Raw genomic sequence first — 21,385 nt, 5'->3', positions numbered from 1 at the left:
TGTGATTGATTGCAATCTGAACCAACAAAGGAGTAATGATGCGAGTATTCTTGACAGGCGCGGCAGGTTTCATCGGCAGTTCCATCGCGGCGGGCCTCGTGCGCGCCGGCCATCAGGTCACGGGCCTCGTGCGCAAGCCGGAGCAGGTGGCCGAGCTGGCCACCATCGGCGTACAAGGCATCGTCGGCACCTTGAACCACCGCGAGCTGATCATCGAACAGGCGAGGGCGGCGGACGCCGTCATCAATGCCGCCAGCAGTGACCACCGGGGCGCCGTGGAAGCCATCATTGAAGCGCTGGCCGGCAGCAACAAGCCTTTCCTCCACACCAGCGGCTCGTCCATTGTGGGCGACGCGTCGGGCGGCGAGGGTACGGAACAGATCTATTATGAAGACAAGCTGCCGGCGCCCACGGCCGACAAGGTGGCACGGGTCGCCATCGATGAGCTGGTGCTGGCCAGCGCAGGCCAGGGCGTGCGCGCCAGCGTGCTGTGTAACACCTTGATCTACGGCCACGGTGCCTTGCCGCGCGACAGCGTGCAATTGCCCCGCTTATTGAAACAGGCGCGCAAGAGCGGCATCGTGCGCCACGTGGGTCCGGGCCGCAATATCTGGTCCAACGTGCATATCGACGACGTCGTCAGCCTGTATTTGCTGGCGCTGGAAAACTCGCCGGCCGGCACCTTTTACTTTGTCGAGTCGGGCGAAGCGGCTTTCCGCGACATGACGGCCGCCATCGCCGAGGCGCTGGACCTGGGACCTGCGCAGGACTGGCCGCTGCCCGAGGCGATTGCTGAATGGGGTTACGAGATGGCTTCCTACGGCCTCGGCTCCAACAGCCGCGTGCGCGGCGAGCGGGCGCGCAAGCTGCTGGGCTGGCAGCCGCAGGGACCGTCCGTGCTGGCATGGATCGGGAACGACATGCTGCGTTCGCCGCGCGCCACGACTGCTTGATGCAGCTCAGCAAATCCGCATCTGTGTGCGCTAGCGAACGGTGCTTTTGCCCGATCGGGAGTATGATGCCTTTGCTTGGTTGAGACGCACTGCCGTGAAGTTGGCGGCATGTTCGATCTTCCAGCAGGTCAGCCGGTCGCCTCAAGGATCGGCACCAGATTTCCGCTGCCGGCGCGCTTGCGCCAGGCAGCCATGCACTGCAACTCCAGGTCGCGGTGTGAACTGCGAACCCCTTCAAGGCCGGCCCTAGCCGGTCTTTTTTTTGCCTGTCGTACCGCCGTTGCGCCATTCACCGCCACCTGTCCGCCACTCGCCGAAGCGCTGTTTTCGCGCGGCCGAAATCCGCGTATCTTTACGATCAATTAACTTCAAGGGGCGACCGTGAAACCTGAACCAGCGTACTACCGCCGTACCCAGCTGCTGTGGGGCGTGCTGCTGATCGCCATCGGCGCCGTGATCCTGCTGGACCGGCTCGATGTGATCTATCTTCATGATTACTATGCACTATGGCATTATTGGCCGCTGATACTGGCCGTCTTCGGCCTCAACAAGCTGCTCACGCCCGTGTCCGCCAAGCAGGTACTGAGCGGCCTGTGGCTGATCTTCTTTGCCGCCTGGTGGTATGTGTCGTATGAAGAACTGTGGAACTTGAATTTCTACAATAGCTGGCCAGCCTTGCTGATCGCCTGGGGCGTGGGCCTCGTGCTGGAGCCGTTGTTGAACAAACACTTTATTGCCTACCGGGAGTCCGAGCATGAAAAATAGACCGCCGCTGCACTCGCCATCGCAGATCGTGCTGGGCGTCATCGTCATCGGCCTGGGGCTGCTGTTCCTGCTCGATAACCTGGGCTTTATCAACGTGCGCTACACCTTCCGTTTCTGGCCCACCATCCTCATCATTTTCGGCTTGCTGAAAATATCGCAAAGCCATAACCGCTCCGGCTACATTCTCGGCGGCGTGATGGTCTTGCTGGGCCTGAGCTGGACCCTGAAAGCCATGGGCTTGTTTTATATTAACTGGAGCATGCTGTGGCCGCTGCTCATCATCGCCGCCGGCGTGGCCGTCGTGTCGAAATCCTTGCCCGGCGGACAGCAGCGGCAGCGCCGCCGGCATTTTGCCGCGCCGCCCGAGGCTAGCGCAGCGCCCGACGCATTCGGCCAGGCCAGGAATGGCGCCGTATCGCTCGACAAGGACGCCGCCGATGCCGATGCCGCTGCAGCACCCGGCACGGGCGGCCAGGCGGACGACGACAGCATCATCGAAGTGACGGCCATCCTCGGCGGCTACGTGCGGCGCGTGTCGTCGCAGCGCTTCAGGGGCGGCGATATCAACGTCATCATGGCGGGCTGCGAAATCGACTTGCGCCAGGCATCGATCGACGGCGAAGCCGTGCTCAACGTCTTTGCCCTGTGCGGCGGCGTCACTATCAAGATTCCGCCCGACTGGAGCGTGGTGCTGCAGGGCACGCCCATCCTTGGCGGCTTCGAGGAAAAGACCATCGTGCCGCCGAACCAGAACAAGCGCCTGTACGTGACGGGTTACGCCATCATGGGCGGCCTGGAAATCCGCAACTAGGCGCGCATGTCCGGACCCTTGTCGAAGCGGCGCGGCGCCGTGGTGGTGTTCCTGGTCTGCATCGCGCTGGGCCTGGCCCTGGCCGCCATCTTGGCGAGGGTGGCGCATGCGCCGTGGCTCAATGCGACCCTGCTGGTGGTGCCCGCCACGCTCGTGTATGCGATCGGTTCGGGCTTTTCCGCGTTTTACCTGTGCCGCGCCTATCCCTTGCACGCCCGCCATCCGCTCGCCATTGCCGGCGTGATGGGCGTGGCGGCCCTGTTCGCGGGCTTGCTGTGGGCGACCCTGCTGCAATTTCTGAACAGCGTCAGCCTGTTGCTGGAGCAGCACTGGCTGGGCGTGGACCTGACGCAGTCGCTGCTGGCCCTGTTCTTCGGCCTGGGCGCGCTGCTGTATTGTCTGGCCGCCGCCGTGCATTATCTGCTGCTCGAATTCGTGCGCGCCAGCATGGCCGAGCAGCGGGGCTTGGAAGCGCAGCTGATGGCGCAGGAAGCGCAACTGCGCATGCTGCGCACGCAAATCGATCCGCATTTCCTGTTCAACAGCCTGAACTCCATCAGCGCCCTGACGTCTATCGATGCGGCGGGCGCGCGCCAGATGACGGTGCAGCTGGCCAGTTTCTTTCGCCAGAGCCTGAGCCTGGAAGCGCACAAGCACATTACCGTGCAAGAGGAACTGGTGCTGATCCGCCACTTTCTCGCCATCGAGCAAGTGCGTTTTGGCACGCGCCTGCAAGTGGTGGAAAGCATCGACACTGCCGCGCTGGCCTGTTTGCTGCCGCCCATGCTGATACAGCCGCTGGTGGAAAATGCCGTCAAGCACGGTATCTGCGGCTTGACGGAGGGCGGCCTGATCGCCATCGAAGTCCGGCGCGCGGGCAGTCTGTTGCAGATCGCCGTGCGCAATCCTGTTGATGCGGATCAAGGGCCAGCCCGCGGCAATGGCGTGGGCCTGGAAAATGTACGCCAGCGCCTGGCCGGCGCGTATGGCCACGAGGCCGGCGTGCACTGGGCGCGGCACGGCGCGACGTTTGAAGTTACGCTATCGATGCCGGCGCAGACCGGTGACACGGAGGAAGCATGATGCAGGCAAGAATGCGGGTGGCCATCGTCGATGATGAATTACTGGCGCGCAGCGTGTTGCGCGAATACCTGGCGCGCCATGACGATATCGACATCGTGGCCGAGTGCGCCAATGGCTTCGACGCCGTCAAGGCCATCGCGGAACTGGAACCGGAACTGGTGTTCCTCGACATCCAGATGCCGCGCCTGGACGGTTTTGAAGTGGCCGAGCTGATCGGCGCAAAGACTAAGCTGATCTTTGTCACGGCCTACGACCAGTACGCCTTGAAGGCGTTCGAATGCCATGCGCTCGATTATCTGCTGAAACCGTTCAGCGAACAGCGCTTCGAGCAGGCGCTGGCCCATGCGCGCGCCAACCGCAGCACGCCGGACACTGTGCAAATGGTGGCGCGCGAGGCGGCCACGCGCGCCGCGCCCCTGGATCGCGTGCTGATCCGCGATGGCGCCAAGGTCCACGTCATCGCCAGCGCGCGCATCGACTACATCGAGGCGCAGGACGATTACATCAGCATCCGTTCCGAGGGCAAGTCCTACCTGAAAAGCCAACGCTTATCGGAGCTGGAAATCCAGCTCGATCCCGCCAAGTTCCTGCGCGTACACAGGTCGTACCTGCTCAATATCGACGGCATCCGCCGCATCGAGGCGGCCACCAAGGACAGCCACGTGGCCATTCTGCGCGACGAGACGAGGATACCGGTGAGCAAGGCGGGCTATCAGAAACTCAGATTATTGGTGGGCTAGCATTTTCTGTGGCGTAGATGCATAATCATCTATGCGTGATATCATCAGGAGATGATAATTGAATGCGCCGAAGACTTGGCCGGTCACGTTTCACGATGACTTCGATGCGGAATTCGATGCTCTGCCGATAGATGTCCAGGATGAATTGCTGGCGAGTGCCGATGCGCTGTCGAAGCTGGGGCCGGCTGCCGGGCGTCCTCATGTCGGGACGTTGAAAAATCCTAAACACCCGAACATGAAAGAGCTGCGTTTCAAGGGCAATAACGGGGCAGAGGTGTGGCGTGCGGTCTTTGCTTTCGATACCCGGCGAGAGGCGGTGATTCTGGTTGCGGCAGCCAAGCAGGGTGTCGGCGAGGACAGGTTTTACAGGGATTTGTTGTTCAAGGCAAATGCGCGCTACGAGCAACACCTCAAAAACCTGACCACGGCGAAAGCAAGGCAGGGCAAAGGCAGGAGATGATTTCAGGAACAGGAGCTTGCCATGGGAAGAAATCTGAACGACGTGATCCACAGTTTGCCGGCCGAGCGTCAGGCAAAAATTGCGGCTCTGTCCCAGGAAAAAATGCAGGAAATGATAGCGCATGCCGCCACGCTGACGGATTTCCGCAAGGCCGTGGGCAAGACCCAGGCGGAGGTTGCCAGGGAACTGGGGATTCAACAGCATGCCGTTTCCCAGCTGGAAAAGCGTACCGATACCTATGTCTCGACCTTGCGCCGCTTCCTGCAATCGCTGGGCATGACATTGGAATTGTCGGTCGTCGCGCAAAACGGCGTTCGTATCGAACTGCAGAATTTTCTGCGTAGCCAGGAAGTTGATGCCGATGTCCATGACAGCGCACTTGCTGAGTCTGCGACGCCCCCCCGAAAGCGGAAGGCCAGTGTGCTGCGCAAGCGGGCTGGCAACACCTGAAGAGATTAACCGCGTGCTATCCGCCAGCCAGCTGCACATCCCACCACGTGGGCAAGAGCTGGCGGATTTCCGGGCGTGAAAAACGGTCGTCGATCAGGTAGACGACGCCCTTGTCCGACTGGGTGCGGATGACCCTGCCGGCCGCCTGCACCACCTTCTGCATGCCCGGATACAGATACGTATAGTCGTAGCCGGCGCCGAAGATGTCGCCCATGCGCTGGCGGATCTGCTCGTTGACGGGATTGATCTGCGGCAAACCCAGGGTGGCGATGAAGGCGCCGATCAGCCGGGCACCGGGCAGGTCGATGCCTTCGCCGAAGGCGCCGCCGAGCACGGCAAAGCCGATGCCGCGTGTTTCCAGACCGAAACGGCCCAGAAATTGCGCGCGGGCACCGTCATCCATGCGGCGCGGCTGCTGCCAGATGGGCACGTCCGGGTAGTGCTGGGCGAACAGGGTGGCCGTCTTTTCCATGTAATCGAAGCTGCTGAAGAAGGCCAGGTAATTGCCCGGCGTTTCTGCGTATTGCTTCGCCATCAATTGCGCGATGGGCAGCAGCGAAGCGGCGCGGTGCTGGTAGCGCGTGGAAATGGTATCGGCCACGCGCACGGACAGTTGTTCCGCCTGGAATGGCGATTCCACGTCGACCCAGGCCGTGTCGGCCGGCATGCCCAAGGTGTCGCTGTAGTAATTCCACGGGCTCAGGGTGGCGGAAAACAGGGCCGTGCTGTGGCTGGCCGCGAAGCGCTCTTTCAAGAACGGGGCCGGCACGATGTTGCGAATGCAGACGGTGGAGCCCGTCTCCGTCTTGCTCACGTCGAACAGCGAATGCTCGCCAAAGCTTTCCGCCAGGCGGTTGATCAGCAGCACGTCGAAATAGAAGCGCTGCAAATCTTCGTCCAGAGCCGTGGCATGTTCGGCCATGTAGTCGCCGATGGCTGTCGCCACGCCTTGCAGGGCGCCAAAGAATTTGTCGGGCAAGGCCGCATGCACGTGGTAATCGCCATCCTGCTCTTTCAACAAGGCCGTCCACTGGCGCGAGAGGCGGTCCAGCGGCTTTTTCAGCCCTTCGGGCGCGAACTTGCGCAGCATTTTCAGGTCGATCTGCGCCAGTTCGGCCGAATACATGCTGCGCGCGCGCGACACCATATTGTGCGCTTCGTCGACCAGCACATTGACTTTCCAGTCGTGGGCCAATGTCATGCCATACAGCATGGCGCTGAGGTCGAAATAATAATTGTAGTCGCCGATGACGACGTCGCTCCAGCGTGCCAATTCCATGCCCAGGTAATACGGGCAAATACCCTGCTGCAAGGCGACGGCGCGCACGGCTTCCTTGTCCAATATCAAACCGCTGGCCAGCGCCACCTCGCGCGCCAGCGGCAGGCGGTCGTAAAAACCCTTGGCCAGCGGACACGATTCGCCATGGCACGCTTTGTCCCGGTGTTCGCAGGCGCTGGTCTTGGCGCTCAGTTCCAGCACGCGCAAGGGCAGCAGCGGGGCGCTCTCCTTGAGGATGGCGCAGGCGTCGAGCGCCATCTGGCGGCCCGGCACCTTGGCAGCGAGGAAAAACAGTTTATCGAGGCCATGCGCGGCCGTCGCTTTCAACATGGGGAACAGGCTGCCTACCGTCTTGCCGATACCGGTCGGCGCCTGCGCCAGCAAACCGCAGCCGCGGCTGCTGGCCTTGTACATGGCTTCGGCCAGCTGGCGCTGTCCCGGGCGGAAGTCCGCGTGGGGAAAGGCCATGGCCGTGAGCTGCGCGTCGCGGCTGGCGCGGTGCGCCATTTCCTGTTCGGCCCAGTCGAGGAACAGCGCGCAATGCTGCTCGAAGAACAGGCGCAGCGCCTCGGCCGTGCATTCCTCGTGCATGACCGATTCCTTCTGGCTGGCGATGTCGAAATATACGAGCGCCACGCGCAGCATGGGCAGGTTCAGCTGCTGGCACAGCAAGTGGCCGTAGATGCGCGCCTGCGCCCAGTGCAGCTGGCGGTGGTTGGCGGGCATCGTGTCCAGTTCGCCCCGGTAGGTCTTGATTTCTTCCAGCTGCCGCCGCGCCGGGTCGTAGCCATCGGCGCGGCCCCGCACGTGCAGGGGGCCGAAGTCGCCGCACAGGCTGATTTCGCGCTGGTAATCGTCGTCGCGCCGGCCCGTGACGGTGGCGTGGCCGGCCATGCCTTCCTGCGCCGTGGGCGAGGGCGTGAAACGCAGGTCCAGGTCGCCCATCTTGGCCGTGAATTCGCACAGGGCGCGCACGGCGATCGTGTACCTCCTGGCGCTCATGCCGCCGCCTGCCATTGCAGATAGCACACACTGACGGGCATGGCGTGCTGGGCGCAATACGCGATCCAGCGCAGCTGGTTGTCTTGCAGGCGGTCGCCCGGACCCTTGACTTCGATCATGCGGTAGCGCCGTTCCGCCGGCCAGAACTGGATCAGATCAGGCAAGCCGCTGCGGTTGCTTTTGATATCGAGCAAGATGCGCTCGAACGCCTTCTTCAGGTGCGCGGCGGGCATGCAGGCCAGCGCCAGGTCCAGCAAGCCGTCGTCCAGCGCCTCCCAGCTGACGAAGGGCGAAACGATGCCGTGCTTGGCGTCAAAGGTGGCGCGGATGGCGGCGTGGTAGCCGCCGTCGTCCAGCAGCGCCAGGCAGGCGGCGAAGTCGATGCTGCGGCGCTGGTAAAAATCGGCGCTGTGCAAGTCGGCCGGGCCACGGTGAAACGGGTGGAAGAAAGCGCCCGGCATGGCCTTGAAGATGGCGGGCCAGCACAGCAGGCCGAACAGCGAGTTGATCAGGGTGTTTTCCACGTAGTACACAGGGGCATCGTCCTGCATCAGGTGTTGCCGCACCACCGTTTCCACGTAGCACGCCTGTTCCGGGCAGGGCAGCAGCAGGTCGATGCGGTCCACGGCGGCGGGGGTGCTGGTTGCCTGCTTCGCATGGCCCAGCTTGCGCCGCAAACGGGGGGCCATGCGCAGCAGCAATTGTTGTTCCGCCTCGCTTTCCGGCGCCGCCAGGGCGATCGTCAGGCGTTCATAGGCCGCTTGCGGCTGCTCGTCTTTTTCCAGCACGCGGATGGCGCGGCCCCGGGCGCCCGGATAGCGGCAATCGGCATAGGCACGGTAGGCGGCCGGCCAGTCCTGGCATTTCTCCAGGTGCTGGGCGATCTGGAAACGCAGCTTGTCGCGCCGGCTGGCCAGCCAGGTATTGTCTTCTGGCAATGGCAGCGCGGCCAGTTCCTGCAGCACTTCGTCCGCCGGCGCGCTGTCGTTGTAGCGTTCCCGGCACTGGTGCAGTACTTCATAGTGCTCGATATCCTGGCGCGTGCGAAAACCGCGCGACTCGGGCGAGAATTCCACTTTTTCATACTTGTATACGCCCAGGTCGGACAGCACGAATTCCGACCAGTCCTGATGATAGTTGCCAAAGTAAATCAGGCGCAGGCGGTCGCACAGGGGCTGCAAACCGATGCGGTACAGCACGTCGCGGCAGGCCGGATGCCATGCGGAAAACGGTCTGTTTTCCGCATGCTGCTCGCGCAAGACCTCCAGCTGCTCGGCCTTGCGCGCCGCCTTCAGGGACGGGGCGAGATCGAAAGCCTGGGCGATTTCCGCTTTCAGCAGCAAGTCGAACAGCTCGTCGAGCGCAATGACGGGATCGGCTTCCACCCATGCCAGGGCCAGCAAGGGCAGGGCGGCCGCGCGCGTGTCGCCGATTTCCGGATAATTGAGCTTACTGGCGCGAAACAGGCAGCCTTGGCGCATGACGAGGCGCACGAACAGGGCGCGCGATGGCTGCGGCAGTGCGCCGAAGGCGGCGATGAAGCGCGTTTCTTCCGCACTCAGCAGATCGGCGTAACGGGCGCTGATCCAGTTCAGCACGTCCTGGAAATTATCCAGATAGTACAGGGGATTTTCCAGGACTTTCAACATGGGGATGGCAATAGGGCAAGATGCAAGATGATCGGTTTTACTGTGTTTATATACAGTTTAAACCTTCAGCCGCCGCTTGCCCAGCGATTTTATGTTCAGCCAGCCGCGCTGTAGGCAAAACAGGTATCAAACTTTTCGTAGGGAATCAGTTCGGCGCGCAGGCTGGCCAGTTCGATGTCGGTCAGCAAGCCCCGGTGCGCCTGCTTGCGTCCTTTCGGCAACGTCACCTCGTAATCGAGGATGTCCCTGGCCAGCAAGGTTTGCAGCACTTCGGCTTGCCGCGCCGTCAGGTAGCGCGCATGCGTGCCCAGGGTGTTGGCCAGCTGTTCCCTGAATGCCTCGTCGCTGACCTCGTTATAGGTATCCTGATCCGCCATGTTGTTCAACAACATGTGGAACACGAAATCCTGCAGGTTTTTCGCCAGGTACTGCGCTTCATTCTGGTCATGCCACAGCAGCACGACGGGCATATCGCCGTCCTGCTGGCCGGAGGCGAAAAAGCAGTAGTGGTCGCCCGCGCCCGTTTGCGCGAACGGGATGAAGCGGAAGGCCGGATCGATCTGCCGGTAATCGTCCGCGTCGCGCAAGGTGTCCGCCTCTTCGGCCACGGCCTTGATGTTGAGCAATTCGAAATCATCGGCATGCAACAGCAGGGTAGGGCGCTCCGTCAAGGTGGGATAGACCAGCTTGTACCAGTCGGGCCCATATTCGCCCACGGCCAGCATGCCGTCGCGCTCGAGCTGCCGGTACAGCGCAGGATAGATAAAGCCGAGTTTGCTTTCAATTTCTGACAGTGTCATGTTTGTCCTGTTCAACGTGGGTCATGGCGGCATGATAGCCGAGGCGATGCCTGGCGCGCTTCATGGCGGCAATGATGGCATGATTAATAGATATTTAAGTTTGCTTGTGTGGCATGGTCAACGTATGCTTACCAGACTAAAATTCGCTGAGCCCGCATGAAAAACATCATCCTGATTTCCGCCGCCTGCCTGCTGGCGCTGCTGTCGACCATCGGCGCTTCCTTGCCATACCCGATCCTGCCGCCCCTGTTCGCGGCCGAGGCGCCCAATGCCTTCAACAATTTCCTCGGCTTGCCATCCAAATTGCTGTTCGGTCTGGCGCTGACCATCAACCCGCTGGGCTTGCTGATCGGTTCGGCCCTGCTGGGGCCGCTGTCCGACCGCTACGGCCGCCGCCCCTTGCTGATGCGCACGGCCGTGGGCGCCGCCATCGGCCACGCCATCACGGCCTGGGCGCTGGTGATCCAGTCCTATCCGCTGTTCATCGTCGCCCGTTTCATCACGGGTTTGCTGGAGGGTAACGGCGCCGTGGCGCGCGCCATGCTGGCCGACCAGCTGACGGGAGCGCTGCGCCTGCGCGCCATGTCGTGGCTGAACGGCGCGTTTTACCTGGGCTGGCTGGTGGGCCCGATCCTGGCGGGCGCGACCCTGCATTGGGGCGTGACGGTGCCGTTCTGGATCGCCGCCGCCGCGCTGATGCTCGTCGCCGTGCTGGTGGCCGTCGGCTTGCCGCGCGAAACGCCCTCGCTATTGACGACGTCGTGGTGGCAAGTGGCGCGCGACCGCCATTCGCTCAATTTGCTGCGCCATGAGGAGCTGCGCACCCTGTTCATCGTGCAACTGGCGTTCACCTGCGGCGTGGCCAGTTTTTATGAGTTCTACCCGCTGTGGCTGGTCGAGACGGCCCATTATCATGCGCAGGAGATTGCCTGGGTGAATGTGGGCCTGTGCGGCACGATGACGATTACGTCCTTGCTGGCGGGCGGTCCCAGCCGCCATGCGCCGCTGCTGCGGGCCTGCTGGTATGCGTGCGGCGTGGCGCTGGCCGTGGGGATTTTGGCGCTGGGCAATATCTGGGTGGGTATCGCCGCCATCGTGCTGTTCGGCATTCCGAATGCGCTGTACAACACGGTGATACAGGGCTGGTGCGCCGAGCGCTTCAGTGCGCACGGACAGGGCGCCGTGATGGGCTTGCTGGCCACCACCTTTTGCATCGCCAACATCGTCGTGGCCCTCAGCGGCTCCGTGCTGACCCTGATCGACACGCGGCTGATCCTCGTCGCGGGCGCCTTGTCCGCCGCCTGGGCCGCATGGCGCATGGCGGCCTGGCGCCGCCAGCTGGCCGGAACCGTCGAGGCGAAGGCTCGCCAGGATTTCTGCAGCTAGGCGCTGGCCATCTTTCGGCGGGTATCGGCGGCGAATATCTGCTGGAGGGGAGGTGGTGCGTGTACCGGCTCGTGCCGGTGGATGCGTCGTCGGCCCGGTTGTAGGTCGGGTTAGCGCTGCGCGCGTAACCCGACATCACCATTGGCGCCAACAATGCGCCGGATTACGCGCGGCGTTGCCGCGCTAGTCCGGCCTGTATCGCTTACTTTTTAGCAGCCTTCGGCTTGGCGGCAGGCGCCGCTTTTTCAGCCGCAGCCTGTGCGCCGGCCGTCGCTTTTTCCGTGGCCTGCGCCACTTGCGCGCTGGCCTTGGCGATCTGCTCTTCCACGGTCTTCACGGCCTGTTTCGTGGCCTTGGTCACCTGCTCGTAGCCGAGGAAGGCGTTGTCGATGGCGGCCTTGACGATGGCGACGGCATTTTCCGAGCCTGGCGGCACGTTTTTCGTGACGTCGTAGATCAGGGCGCTCAGATTGCTTTTCGCTTCGGCCACATGGGCTTCGGCGGCCGTGGTGAATTCTGTGTGGATTTCCTTGATGATGTCGTCGAGTTGCTGTTTATACGCTTTTGCACCTGCCACGCCCGGTTGCAGCTGGGCGGCGGCGGCGGCCATGGCAGCCTTCGGATCCTTGGCCTGGCTGATTTCCTTGCCGGCGGCAAGGCCATCCTCGATGCCGGACTTGGCGGTGGCCATGTTCAATGCCAGCACCTGTTCCACGCCTTGCACGGCCTTGGAAGTGAGGGTGTTGAAGGTCATCAGCTGGAATTCAAACAGGGCCTTGGTGGCCGATGCGAATTGTTCGGGATTCGTAAACATGTGGTCTCCTCGGTTTGAATAGATACGTTCTTATCGTTCCATACTCTTTCGACGCCGCATTGCCATCGCTTGATCTCAAGCCGGTGCCCCGTGTGGTCATGGCCCCATTATTTAACAAGCGCCGGTTTTTCGCAACGGCTATCTTTGTACGGTCCCGAGGCCAGTTCCCAGCCAAATCCGAGGGTGGACTGGGCGCACGACAGGGTGCCGTCGATCTTGCTGCGCCACTTGTACCAGGGCGCCGGTCCGGCCGAGGCGTACGCGCAGGCGGCCAGCAGAGCCGTGGCGATCAGGTATTTCATAAGTACTCCGAAAGAAAAGCCTGCCGGCATTGTAGCGTGCCTGCCGTTCAGGGGGCGGGCGATTGCGGCGCCACGGCGGGCAGCTGCAGGGTGAAGGTGGTGCCGCTGGCGTCGCCGATGCTGCTGGTGGCGTCGATATGGCCGCCCAGCACCCCAGTGACGATGTTGTGCGCCACATGCAAGCCCAGGCCCGAACCACCGGAACCGAGCTTGGTCGTGAAGAAAGGGTCGTAGACGTGCACGAGGTCGTCGGCGGCGATGCCCACGCCCGTGTCGGCGATGGACATGGTGATCGTCTTCCCGTCGTCGCTGCCGCGCGCCCTGACGTTTATGGTGCCGCCGCTGCGGCCCTCGAAGGCGTGGCGCAGGCAGTTTTCCAGCAGGTTGCTCAGCACCTGGCCCAGCGGACCCGGATAGCTGTCCATCGCCAGGCCCTCCGGCACGTCCTGCGTCAGGCTCAGGCCGGCGGCCTTGAGCTGCGTGCACAGGGGCAGCATCAGTTCGGCCACGAACTGGCGCAGCAGGAAGTGGCGGCGTTGCGAACTGGCGCGGTCGACGGCGATCTGCTTGAAGCTCGAAACGAGGTCGGCCGCGCGCTGCAGGTTGCGCAGCATGATGGCGTCCGCCTCGCTGGCCTGGGTCAGGTAGGCGCCCAGTTCGGAGCGGCGCAGGCCATCGAGAAAGCTGGCCTGGATTTCGCGCGTGCGTTCGGCCATGGTGGTGGCCACCACCAGACCGTTGCCGATCGGCGTATTGAGTTCATGCGCGATGCCGGCGACGAGCGCACCGAGCGCGGCCAACTTGTCGCGGCGCACCAGTTCTTCCTGCGTGATGGACAGGTTTTCCAGCGCGGCGGCCAACTCGCGGTTCGTCTGCTCCGAGTGTTCCTTGGCCTGCGTCAGGGCCGCCGTGCGTTCGGCCACCAGCTCTTCCAGGTGGGTGCGGTGGCGTTGCAGCTCGCGTTCATGGCGCATCCGGCCAATCGCGATGCCGGCCAGGTCGGTGGCCGTGTCGATCAGTTCCAGGTCGCGCGCATCGGGCTGGCGTACTTCGCGGTAGTACATGGCGAAGGAACCGAGCACGGCGCCATCCTGGCCGAAAATGGGTTGCGACCAGCACGCGCGCAAGCCGAACGGCGCGGCCAGCTCGCGGTAGGGCGCCCACAGCGGATCGCGCATGATGTCGCTGACCACCACCTGTTCGCGCAGGAACATGGCGGTGCCGCAGGAGCCCACGCCGGGGCCGATGGCTACGCCTTCTAGCAGGGCCATGTACTCGGTCGGCAGGCTGGGACCGGCCGCGCTGTGCATGTGGGTGCCGTCGTCGTCGAGCAGCATGATGGAGCACAGCACGCCGCGCGACTGGCCTTCGATCAAGAGCAGCAGCTGGTTCAGCGTGGGGACCAGGGGCGCGCCCTTGGCGACCATTTCCAGCAGGGCGCTCTGGCCCGAGCGCATCGCTTCGGCGAGGTTGCGTTCGGTCAAGTCGATGATGCGCGCATGCACGAGCTGGCGGCCCGGAACGGACAGGCGCATCAGGCGGATTTCGCAGGCGATCGGGTGGCTGTCGCGGTGGCAGCAGCTGGCGCGGAAGACGACGATCTTGCCTTGCAGGGTATCGCGGATCTTTTCTTCCAGCAATTGCGGCGAGGCGCGGCCATCGCTCTGATGTTTGGGGAACAGCGGCTCCATGCCGCCTTGCAGCAACTCGGCCAGTGCCATGCCGAACAGTTCTTCGGCCAGGTGGTTGGCGTCGATCAGCAGCTCGTTGTCGATATCGAACAGCAGCACGGCGTCGGGTGAACCGGCCAATATCGAGTGGTAATTGACTTCCAGCGTTTGCGGATGCACGGGGCGCGGCGGCGTGGCGGCATGCGGCGCGGAAGCTTCGGCCTTGTGCAAGGCCAGTTCCATGAGGATTTTTTCCGCCACGTCGCGCGCATTGAAGGGCATCTTGATGTAGTCGGAAGCGCCGGCGCCCACGCTGCGGCCCTGCTCCTCGGCGCTGGGTGTGGCCGACATCAGCAGCAGGGGCACGCTGTGGCGTCCGCCCGCATTGCGCAGACGCATGCAGGTGGCGCCGATATTCGAACCCGCCAGAGCCGCGTCGAGCAGGATCAGGTCCGTGCCGCCGGCCGCCAGTTCCACGCCTTCGTCGATATCGCCCGCCAGCCCCGTGCCCAGGTTATGCCGGTCCAGCACATACAGCAGTTCGCGCACTTCGTTCGGCGAATTGCTGACCAGCAGCACATTGGCCCGGTCGGTGATGGAAGAAATCAACTGATTCATGGTGTCGCGCCCTTACGCGGTTCATGGGCCTAGTATTACATCAAGGCAAGTAGGAGTAAACGATAATTCTTGATGATCAAAAGCAATCTGCTCAAGCCGCATTTTGCGCTGCCGGTGCCGCATCCAGGGCCGCGCGCGCCTGTTCGATGCGCGGGTAATTGTCTTCGATCCAGTCGACCAGCACGGCCAGGCGTTCGGCCGCCTCGCGCCCCAGCGGCGTGAGGCTGTATTCCACCTTGGGCGGGATCACCAGATACGCCTGGCGCAGCACGAAGCCGTCGCCCGCCAGCGCTTCCAGGGTTTGCGCCAGCATTTTTTCGCTGACGCCGCCCACTTCGCGGCGCAGTTCGCTGAAGCGCCGCGTGCCGCTCAGCAGCAGTACCAGCACCAGCACGGCCCAGCGGCTGGTCAGGTGGCTGAGCACGGCGCGCGACGGGCAGGTGGCCGCCAGCAGGTGCGCCTCCTGGTTCTGGCGGGCGAGGGCGGCGCGCAGGCTGGCGCCGGGAGTGTCTGTGGGCATGATAGTTGGTCTTCAATGTGAGGGTAATCCATACTTACCAAAAGGTACGTACTTACAATAAGTAAGTAATAGTCCTATTATAGGGTTTTACCAGCCACCCTCCAAGGAGAAATCATGATCGTCATCACCGGCGCCACAGGCAATCTGGGCCAGCACGTCATCGCCAGCCTGCTCGCATCCGTTCCCGCAGCCAACATCATTGCCGCCGTGCGCAACCCGGCCAAGGCCGCCGGCCTGGCCGCCAAGGGCGTGCAGGTCCGCCAGGCCGATTACAACGATGGCGCCAGCCTCGATGCGGCATTCAAGGGTGCAACGAAAATCTTGCTGATTTCGTCGAGCGAAGTGGGCCAGCGCGCGCAGCAGCACCAGAACGTCATCGATGCGGCCAGGCGCGCCGGCGTTTCCCTGCTGGCCTATACCAGTGTCCTGCGCGCCGATACGTCGCCGCTGGGCCTGGCCGCCGAACACGTGATCACGGAAGCGGCCATCCGCGCGTCCGGCCTGCCGTACACGTTCCTGCGCAACGGCTGGTACCTGGAAAATCATACGGAACACCTGGCGCCCGTGCTCGAGCATGGCGTCGTGCTGGGCGCGGCGCAAAACGGGCGTTTCTCGTCGGCCGCGCGCGCTGATTATGCGGCCGCCGCCGCTGCCGTGCTGACGGCGGCCCAGCCGCAAGCCATTTATGAACTGGCCGGCGACCACGGCTTTACCCTGGCCGAGTATGCGGCCGAAGTGGCGCGCCAGTCGGGCAAGGCGATCGTCTACAAGGATTTGCCGCAGGCGGACTTCAAGGCGGCGCTGGTGGGTGTGGGCGTGCCGGAAGGGTTTGCCGAGTTGCTGGCCGATTCCGACGCGGGCGCGGCCAAGGGCGGCCTGGAAGACCACGGCAAGCAATTGAGCGCGCTGACAGGCCGTCCGACGACGACGCTGCTTGACGCCGTGAAGGCGGCGCTGGGCAAATAAGGGGAGGGTGCCGCAGGTTGGGGAAGCCGCGCGGCATTCTGGAATGAAAAAAGCCGCAAACTCGTGAAAGTTTGCGGCCTTTTTGCGAATTAGGTAATGGTGCCCACGAAGGGACTCGAACCCCTACACCCGAAGGCACATGGACCTGAACCATGCGCGTCTACCAATTCCGCCACGTGGGCACTGATGCTGCTTGTTGCTTACTGCTGTATCTCACTACTGTACTGCGGACTACAACGAAAACAACTCGTTGCTGGTGGTGCCCACGAAGGGACTCGAACCCCTACACCCGAAGGCACATGGACCTGAACCATGCGCGTCTACCAATTCCGCCACGTGGGCATTGTGCTGCGTTTTGCTGCTGCTTGCTGTCTGCTGCGTGTTCTGCAGCGACGGACAAAATAATAAGGGTTGGCGGCGATTCGGTCAATGAACATTTTGCTCTTTTCTTCAAGAAACCCCCTTTTCTGCTGAAAAAAGGGTTTTCCCTATGAGAAATGGCGTAAAACTGCCTGTTTTTTCAGCGTAGTCAGCGTCGTTGCTGCCATGCCAGCAGCATCAGTGCCAGACATAGCAGTGGGAAGGTGCCCGGCGCCGGGATGGCGTTCGGGGCGATATCCCAGCCGATGGCATCGAGGGCGATCAAGTCGTTCCAGCGCAGGCGCAATAATTCGCCGTATGCCACCGCCGGGTCCATGATGCCCAGGTGTAAATTGTCGCGCCAGTGGCTGGCCTGGTCGCCGTCGCCGTGAAAGCTGCCGTTGGCAAACAGCGGACCGCGCGTCGCGCCGCCATCGAGCGAGAAATACTTGTCGCGGTTGTCGGCCGTCCAGTCGATCACGCCGGCCGCGGCGCTTTCTGCCGAGTAGCGGAACAGGTCCAGTCCCGAGACGTAGGTAAATTCCGTGTCGTCATAGGGGCCGCCCAGCGGCGGCGAGTTGTAGTCGAGGATATCCACGCCGCTGAGAAAGCCCAATGCGTGGCCGATTTCATGCATGGCCGCGCCGATGAAGTCGATGCTGCGGGCGCCGATGCCATTGCCGGGATCGAAATCGAAGTTGAAATCGCTGTTGAACTGGATGAAGCCGTCGCAATTGCCGATGCAGCCGTCCAGCGATTGCGGCGGCGGCGCCAGGCCGACGGCCTTGGCTTCAGCATTGCTCAGGGATAAATACTGATTGTTGGCGTCGCCATTGTTGTCGAGATAGGGCAGGGCGCTGCCGGGTCCGTTGGGGCTGTTGGCCGTGCGGTTGATCAGCATGCCGACGCTGTTGCCCGTTGGCAGGTGCGCCAGCGCCCGCTGGTCGATGGTGGACGTGGCGTCGGCGGCCAGGGCGCCGCGAAAGTCGCTGTAGCGGTAAAACGCTTCCGACGAGCCCGTTTGCCCCAGGATGTTGCCGCCCAGCGAATTGAAGCCCACCGTCAGCTCGATGGTGACATTGTCTTTCAGGACGCGCGACCAGCGCGCGGCCGCCGCCTGGAATCCCTGCTGCGCCTGCAGCGAAGTGCCGGGTACGTATTGCAGATTGAACAGGGGCGAGGCGATAGTGCTGATAGGTAACATCAAGGCGAGGACGGCGACGAGGCTTTTCATGGCGGCGCTCCAGCAATGGCGATGCCATCGTGCAGGCAAGAAGCGTGCTCACTCGTAAAATCAGGGACTTGGCGCGTGCGCAGCCGTCAACTGTCAAGAATGCCGACAGGGTTTGCTGAGGCTGGAAATGAAAAGAGCCGCAAACTCGTGAAAGTTTGCGGCTCTTTTGCGAATTTTGGTAATGGTGCCCACGAAGGGACTCGAACCCCTACACCCGAAGGCACATGGACCTGAACCATGCGCGTCTACCAATTCCGCCACGTGGGCACTGATGCTGCTTTGCTGCTTTCTTTGCGTGTTCTGCAGAGAAGGCAGGATCATAGAGGCTGCCAGCGTGGAGGTCAATGAAAAAATATGGAAAGTGGTAAATAAATGCGGGGCGGACTCCGGCAGGGGAGCTGCAATGAAAAAAGCCGCAAACTCGTGAAAGTTTGCGGCTTTTTTGCGAATTAGGTAATGGTGCCCACGAAGGGACTCGAACCCCTACACCCGAAGGCACATGGACCTGAACCATGCGCGTCTACCAATTCCGCCACGTGGGCACTGATGCTGCTCTATTACTTGTTGCTTACTACTTTACTGCTCGAGTACTTGTTGCAAAATAACTTTACAGCAATTCTGCTATTATAGCGACTTGAAGAGTTTTGCGCCAGATGAGCTTTCGCTCCATACTGCACATCAACCCTGTACCGCTTTCCTGCAACTGCATTCCCGTGAAGGTTTGTTGCTGCAAGAGACCGAGATTATAGAGCAATATTTGCCGAAGTCAAATGCATTGCGCAGCTTTTCTCCTTTTTTTCATCGGCGGGGCACTTGTTCGGTTTCCGCTACGCTGTGCGTTAGGCAAACCAAGGCGTCCTCCGGTACACTACCGCACATCACCGTGTCAATATTGACGGTGATGTCATCGGTCTTTGTCTTCCGTTTGATCACTGTCAATAACAACTATAGAAATACTTTTGAGCCAAAATACCCACACCATCCCCAGCCGGGAGGACATTCTCGGCATATTCCGCAGCGTCAACGCGCCTCTCGACCCGCAGTCTCTCGGGAAAACGCTGCAAGTGCATGCCGATTCCATGGATGTCCTGGTCCGTCGCCTGAAGGCGATGGAGCGCGACGGCCAGCTCAAGTCTGACGCCAGCGGTGTTTTCAGCCTGGCCGACCAGAGCGCGCTTGTCGCCGGTCGCGTCATGAGCCACCGCGACGGCTTCGGTTTCGTCATTCCCGACGACGCAAGCGCCGACCTGTTCCTGCCCGAGAAAGAAATGCAGAAAGTACTGCATGGCGACAAGGTCATGGCCCGCATCGTCGGCACGGACCGCCGCGGCCGCCCGGAAGGCACGATCGTTGAAGTCACGCAGCGTGCCAATACCCACGTCATCGGCCGCCTGATCCAGGAAAACGGCACCTGGGTCGTGGCGCCGGAAGACCAGCGCATCGGCCAGGACATTCTCGTCACCGGTTCGGTGGGCAAGGCAAAAGCCGGCCAGATCGTCAGCGTGGAGCTGACCGAGCAACCGATGCGCTTCAAGCAGCCGGTCGGCAAGATCGTCGAAGTGCTCGGTGCCCTGGATGATCCCGGCATGGAAATCGAGATTGCCGTGCGTAAATTCAACGTGCCGCACATCTTTTCCGCCGCCGCCCTCAAGCAAGCTGAAAAACTGCCGTTCGAAGTGCGCGCCGCCGATCTGAAAGACCGCGTCGACCTGCGCGACGTGCCATTGGTGACCATCGACGGCGAAGACGCGCGCGATTTCGACGATGCCGTGTATTGCGAACCCGTCAAGATCGGCCGCGCCAACTGCTTCCGCCTGATCGTGGCGATTGCCGACGTCAGCCATTACGTAAAACCGAACGACGCGCTCGATATCGACGCGCTCGAACGCAGCACGTCCGTCTACTTCCCGCGCCGCGTGATCCCGATGCTGCCGGAAAAACTGTCGAACGGCTTGTGTTCGCTGAACCCGGCCGTCGACCGTTTGACCCTCGTTTGCGACGCCGTCGTCAGCGACAAGGGCGAACTGAAGGCCTACCAGTTCTACCCGGCCGTGATCCACTCTGCTGCGCGCCTCACGTATGACGAAGTAGCCGCCGTACTGGGCAACACCAAGGGACCCGAAGCGGCACGCCGCGCGGACATCCTGCCGCACCTGCAGAACCTGGAAGCCGTCTACCGCGCCTTGCTGAAAGCACGCACGGAGCGGGGCGCCATCGACTTCGAGACGACGGAAACGTATATCGTCTGCAACAGCGCCGGCAAGATCGAAAAGATCATCCCCCGCACGCGCAACGAAGCGCACAAGATCATCGAAGAGTGCATGCTGGCGGCCAACGTCTGCGCGGCTGATTTGTTGCTGCGTAACAAGCATCCAGGCACCTACCGCATCCACGCCAGCCCGACCAAGGAAAAGCTCACGCAAGTGCGCACCTTCCTGAAACAGGTCGGACTGAACCTGACGGGCGGCGACACGCCGTCAGCCTCCGATTACCAGACCCTGATGCAGCAGATCAAGCAGCGTCCCGACGCGGCCCTGCTGCAAACGATGCTGCTGCGCTCGATGCAGCAAGCCGTCTACAGCCCGGACAATATCGGTCACTTCGGCCTGGCCTACGAGGCGTATGCCCACTTCACCAGCCCGATCCGCCGCTATCCCGACCTGCTGACGCACCGCGCCATCAAGGCCATTTTGCAAGGCAAGAAATACGAGCCGAAACTGTCCGATAAGGTCGTGCTGAACACCAACGTGTCGAACGCCACGCGCAAGCAGCAGGCGAAGGACAAGGCCGACGGCAAGCCGAAGAAGACGGACCTGACCATCTGGGACGCGCTGGGCGTGCATTGCTCGGCCAACGAGCGCCGCGCCGATGAAGCGTCGCGCGACGTGGAAGCCTGGCTGAAGTGCTACTTCATGCAAGACAAATTGGGCGAGGAGTTCACCGGCACCATCACCGGCGTGACCACCTTCGGCGTGTTCGTGCAACTCGACACCCTGTTTGTCGAAGGCCTGGTGCACGTCACCGAGCTGGGCACCGACTACTTCCAGTACGACGATGCGCGCCATGAGTTGCGCGGCGAACGCACGGGCAAGCGCTACCAGCTGACCGACCGTTTGACGGTGCAAGTGGCGCGTGTCGACCTGGAAACGCGCAAGATCGACCTGCGTCTGGTCACCGATGCGGAACTGGCGGGCGAAGAAGCGCCGGCCAAGCAGTCTGGCGGCAAGCGCAAGGGCGAAAAGAAATCGATGGTCAAGCCCGGTCCCGCGACCGAGCAGCGCCATGAAATCAAGGCCAGCGGCAACAACGGCGGCAAATCCGGCAATGGTTCCGGCGGCCGTGCCAATGGCGCCAAACCTGCCGCCAAGGCGCAAGCCAAGGCAGCGCCGCAAGCAGCAGCCCCCAAGGCCGCCGCGCCGAAGCGCAGCAAGAAACCAGCCGCGGCAGCCGCTGCGGCGGCACCACGAGCAGCAAAAACTGTATCAAAATCAAGCAAGAACAAGCGATAAAAGAAACGATAACA

18 protein-coding genes and 4 tRNA genes are annotated in these 21,385 nt (G+C 62.3%); 10 read left to right on the top strand and 12 right to left on the bottom strand.

The window, feature by feature from the left end:
* Positions 1 to 38 precede the first annotated feature (38 nt).
* From CSQ95_RS05455 to CSQ95_RS05425, 7 genes are all read left to right on the top strand, one after another.
* Positions 39 to 953, top strand: a complete 915-nt coding sequence (locus CSQ95_RS05455) for an NAD-dependent epimerase/dehydratase family protein (protein WP_099408788.1) — start codon at positions 39 to 41, stop codon at positions 951 to 953.
* A 381-nt stretch (positions 954 to 1,334) separates the two neighbouring features.
* The gene (locus tag CSQ95_RS05450) at positions 1,335 to 1,718 is read left to right on the top strand and encodes a LiaI-LiaF-like domain-containing protein (RefSeq protein WP_099408787.1); all 384 of its coding nucleotides are present in this window, start codon (positions 1,335 to 1,337) and stop codon (positions 1,716 to 1,718) included.
* Complete coding sequence (locus tag CSQ95_RS05445) at positions 1,708 to 2,529, top strand: LiaI-LiaF-like domain-containing protein (protein ID WP_099408786.1); 822 nt, start codon at positions 1,708 to 1,710, stop codon at positions 2,527 to 2,529. The genes CSQ95_RS05450 and CSQ95_RS05445 overlap by 11 nt, the downstream gene beginning before the upstream one ends.
* Positions 2,530 to 2,535: 6 nt before the next feature.
* Positions 2,536 to 3,612 (top strand): sensor histidine kinase, encoded by a 1,077-nt coding sequence (locus CSQ95_RS05440; RefSeq protein ID WP_099408785.1) that lies wholly within the window; start codon positions 2,536 to 2,538, stop codon positions 3,610 to 3,612.
* 11 nt (positions 3,613 to 3,623) lie between these two features.
* Positions 3,624 to 4,352 carry a LytTR family DNA-binding domain-containing protein gene (locus CSQ95_RS05435; protein WP_099408784.1) on the top strand — a complete coding sequence of 243 codons (729 nt, stop codon included), beginning with the start codon at positions 3,624 to 3,626 and terminating at the stop codon, positions 4,350 to 4,352.
* A 58-nt stretch (positions 4,353 to 4,410) separates the two neighbouring features.
* Complete coding sequence (locus CSQ95_RS05430; protein ID WP_099408783.1) at positions 4,411 to 4,812, top strand: type II toxin-antitoxin system RelE/ParE family toxin; 402 nt, start codon at positions 4,411 to 4,413, stop codon at positions 4,810 to 4,812.
* Between the two features lie 21 nt (positions 4,813 to 4,833).
* The gene (locus CSQ95_RS05425; protein WP_099408782.1) at positions 4,834 to 5,262 is read left to right on the top strand and encodes an XRE family transcriptional regulator; all 429 of its coding nucleotides are present in this window, start codon (positions 4,834 to 4,836) and stop codon (positions 5,260 to 5,262) included.
* 16 nt (positions 5,263 to 5,278) lie between these two features.
* On the opposite strand, the gene CSQ95_RS05420 is transcribed toward CSQ95_RS05425, so the two are convergent.
* The 3 genes from CSQ95_RS05420 to CSQ95_RS05410 form a co-directional block, all read right to left on the bottom strand.
* Positions 5,279 to 7,543, bottom strand: a complete 2,265-nt coding sequence (locus CSQ95_RS05420; RefSeq protein ID WP_099408781.1) for an ATP-dependent DNA helicase — start codon at positions 7,541 to 7,543, stop codon at positions 5,279 to 5,281.
* A complete protein-coding gene (locus CSQ95_RS05415; RefSeq protein WP_099408780.1) occupies positions 7,540 to 9,192 on the bottom strand; it encodes a VRR-NUC domain-containing protein in 1,653 nt (550 codons plus the stop codon). Before CSQ95_RS05415 ends, CSQ95_RS05420 begins: the two co-directional genes overlap by 4 nt.
* Positions 9,193 to 9,287: 95 nt before the next feature.
* Positions 9,288 to 9,992: an SMI1/KNR4 family protein gene (locus CSQ95_RS05410; protein WP_099408779.1), complete on the bottom strand. Its 705-nt coding sequence runs from the start codon at positions 9,990 to 9,992 to the stop codon at positions 9,288 to 9,290.
* A gap of 156 nt (positions 9,993 to 10,148) precedes the next feature.
* On the opposite strand from CSQ95_RS05410, the gene CSQ95_RS05405 reads away from it, so the two are divergent.
* On the top strand, positions 10,149 to 11,378 hold the full coding sequence (locus CSQ95_RS05405) for an MFS transporter (RefSeq protein WP_099408778.1): 1,230 nt from the start codon (positions 10,149 to 10,151) through the stop codon (positions 11,376 to 11,378).
* Between the two features lie 202 nt (positions 11,379 to 11,580).
* On the opposite strand, the gene phaP is transcribed toward CSQ95_RS05405, so the two are convergent.
* From phaP to CSQ95_RS05385, 4 genes are all read right to left on the bottom strand, one after another.
* On the bottom strand, positions 11,581 to 12,192 hold the full coding sequence (gene phaP, locus CSQ95_RS05400; protein ID WP_070218072.1) for a TIGR01841 family phasin: 612 nt from the start codon (positions 12,190 to 12,192) through the stop codon (positions 11,581 to 11,583).
* A gap of 107 nt (positions 12,193 to 12,299) precedes the next feature.
* Positions 12,300 to 12,494: a hypothetical protein gene (locus CSQ95_RS05395; RefSeq protein ID WP_070310501.1), complete on the bottom strand. Its 195-nt coding sequence runs from the start codon at positions 12,492 to 12,494 to the stop codon at positions 12,300 to 12,302.
* A 47-nt stretch (positions 12,495 to 12,541) separates the two neighbouring features.
* The gene (locus CSQ95_RS05390; protein ID WP_099408777.1) at positions 12,542 to 14,782 is read right to left on the bottom strand and encodes an ATP-binding protein; all 2,241 of its coding nucleotides are present in this window, start codon (positions 14,780 to 14,782) and stop codon (positions 12,542 to 12,544) included.
* 91 nt (positions 14,783 to 14,873) lie between these two features.
* A complete protein-coding gene (locus CSQ95_RS05385) occupies positions 14,874 to 15,302 on the bottom strand; it encodes a helix-turn-helix domain-containing protein (protein ID WP_099408776.1) in 429 nt (142 codons plus the stop codon).
* A gap of 114 nt (positions 15,303 to 15,416) precedes the next feature.
* Here CSQ95_RS05385 and CSQ95_RS05380 point away from each other — a divergent pair, with 114 nt between their 5' ends.
* Positions 15,417 to 16,268: an NAD(P)H-binding protein gene (locus tag CSQ95_RS05380; protein ID WP_099408775.1), complete on the top strand. Its 852-nt coding sequence runs from the start codon at positions 15,417 to 15,419 to the stop codon at positions 16,266 to 16,268.
* A gap of 97 nt (positions 16,269 to 16,365) precedes the next feature.
* On the opposite strand, the gene CSQ95_RS05375 is transcribed toward CSQ95_RS05380, so the two are convergent.
* The 5 genes from CSQ95_RS05375 to CSQ95_RS05355 all read right to left on the bottom strand — a co-directional run bounded on the left by CSQ95_RS05375 (position 16,366) and on the right by CSQ95_RS05355 (position 18,404).
* Positions 16,366 to 16,450: transfer RNA gene (locus tag CSQ95_RS05375), tRNA-Leu, on the bottom strand.
* Positions 16,451 to 16,525: 75 nt separating this feature from the next.
* A tRNA-Leu gene (locus CSQ95_RS05370) sits at positions 16,526 to 16,610 on the bottom strand.
* Between the two features lie 187 nt (positions 16,611 to 16,797).
* Positions 16,798 to 17,862 (bottom strand): NF038122 family metalloprotease, encoded by a 1,065-nt coding sequence (locus CSQ95_RS05365; protein WP_099408774.1) that lies wholly within the window; start codon positions 17,860 to 17,862, stop codon positions 16,798 to 16,800.
* Positions 17,863 to 18,044: 182 nt separating this feature from the next.
* Positions 18,045 to 18,129: transfer RNA gene (locus tag CSQ95_RS05360), tRNA-Leu, on the bottom strand.
* Positions 18,130 to 18,319: 190 nt separating this feature from the next.
* A tRNA-Leu gene (locus tag CSQ95_RS05355) sits at positions 18,320 to 18,404 on the bottom strand.
* 417 nt (positions 18,405 to 18,821) lie between these two features.
* Between CSQ95_RS05355 and rnr the strand changes: the two genes are divergently transcribed.
* Positions 18,822 to 21,371 carry a ribonuclease R gene (gene rnr, locus CSQ95_RS05350; protein WP_099408773.1) on the top strand — a complete coding sequence of 850 codons (2,550 nt, stop codon included), beginning with the start codon at positions 18,822 to 18,824 and terminating at the stop codon, positions 21,369 to 21,371.
* The last annotated feature ends 14 nt before the right edge of the window (positions 21,372 to 21,385 follow it).

The organism is Janthinobacterium sp. BJB304 (assembly GCF_002735765.1).
In the GTDB taxonomy this organism is placed as follows: Bacteria; Pseudomonadota; Gammaproteobacteria; order Burkholderiales; family Burkholderiaceae_D; genus Janthinobacterium.
This window is presented reverse-complemented; position numbering and strand designations above follow the sequence as displayed.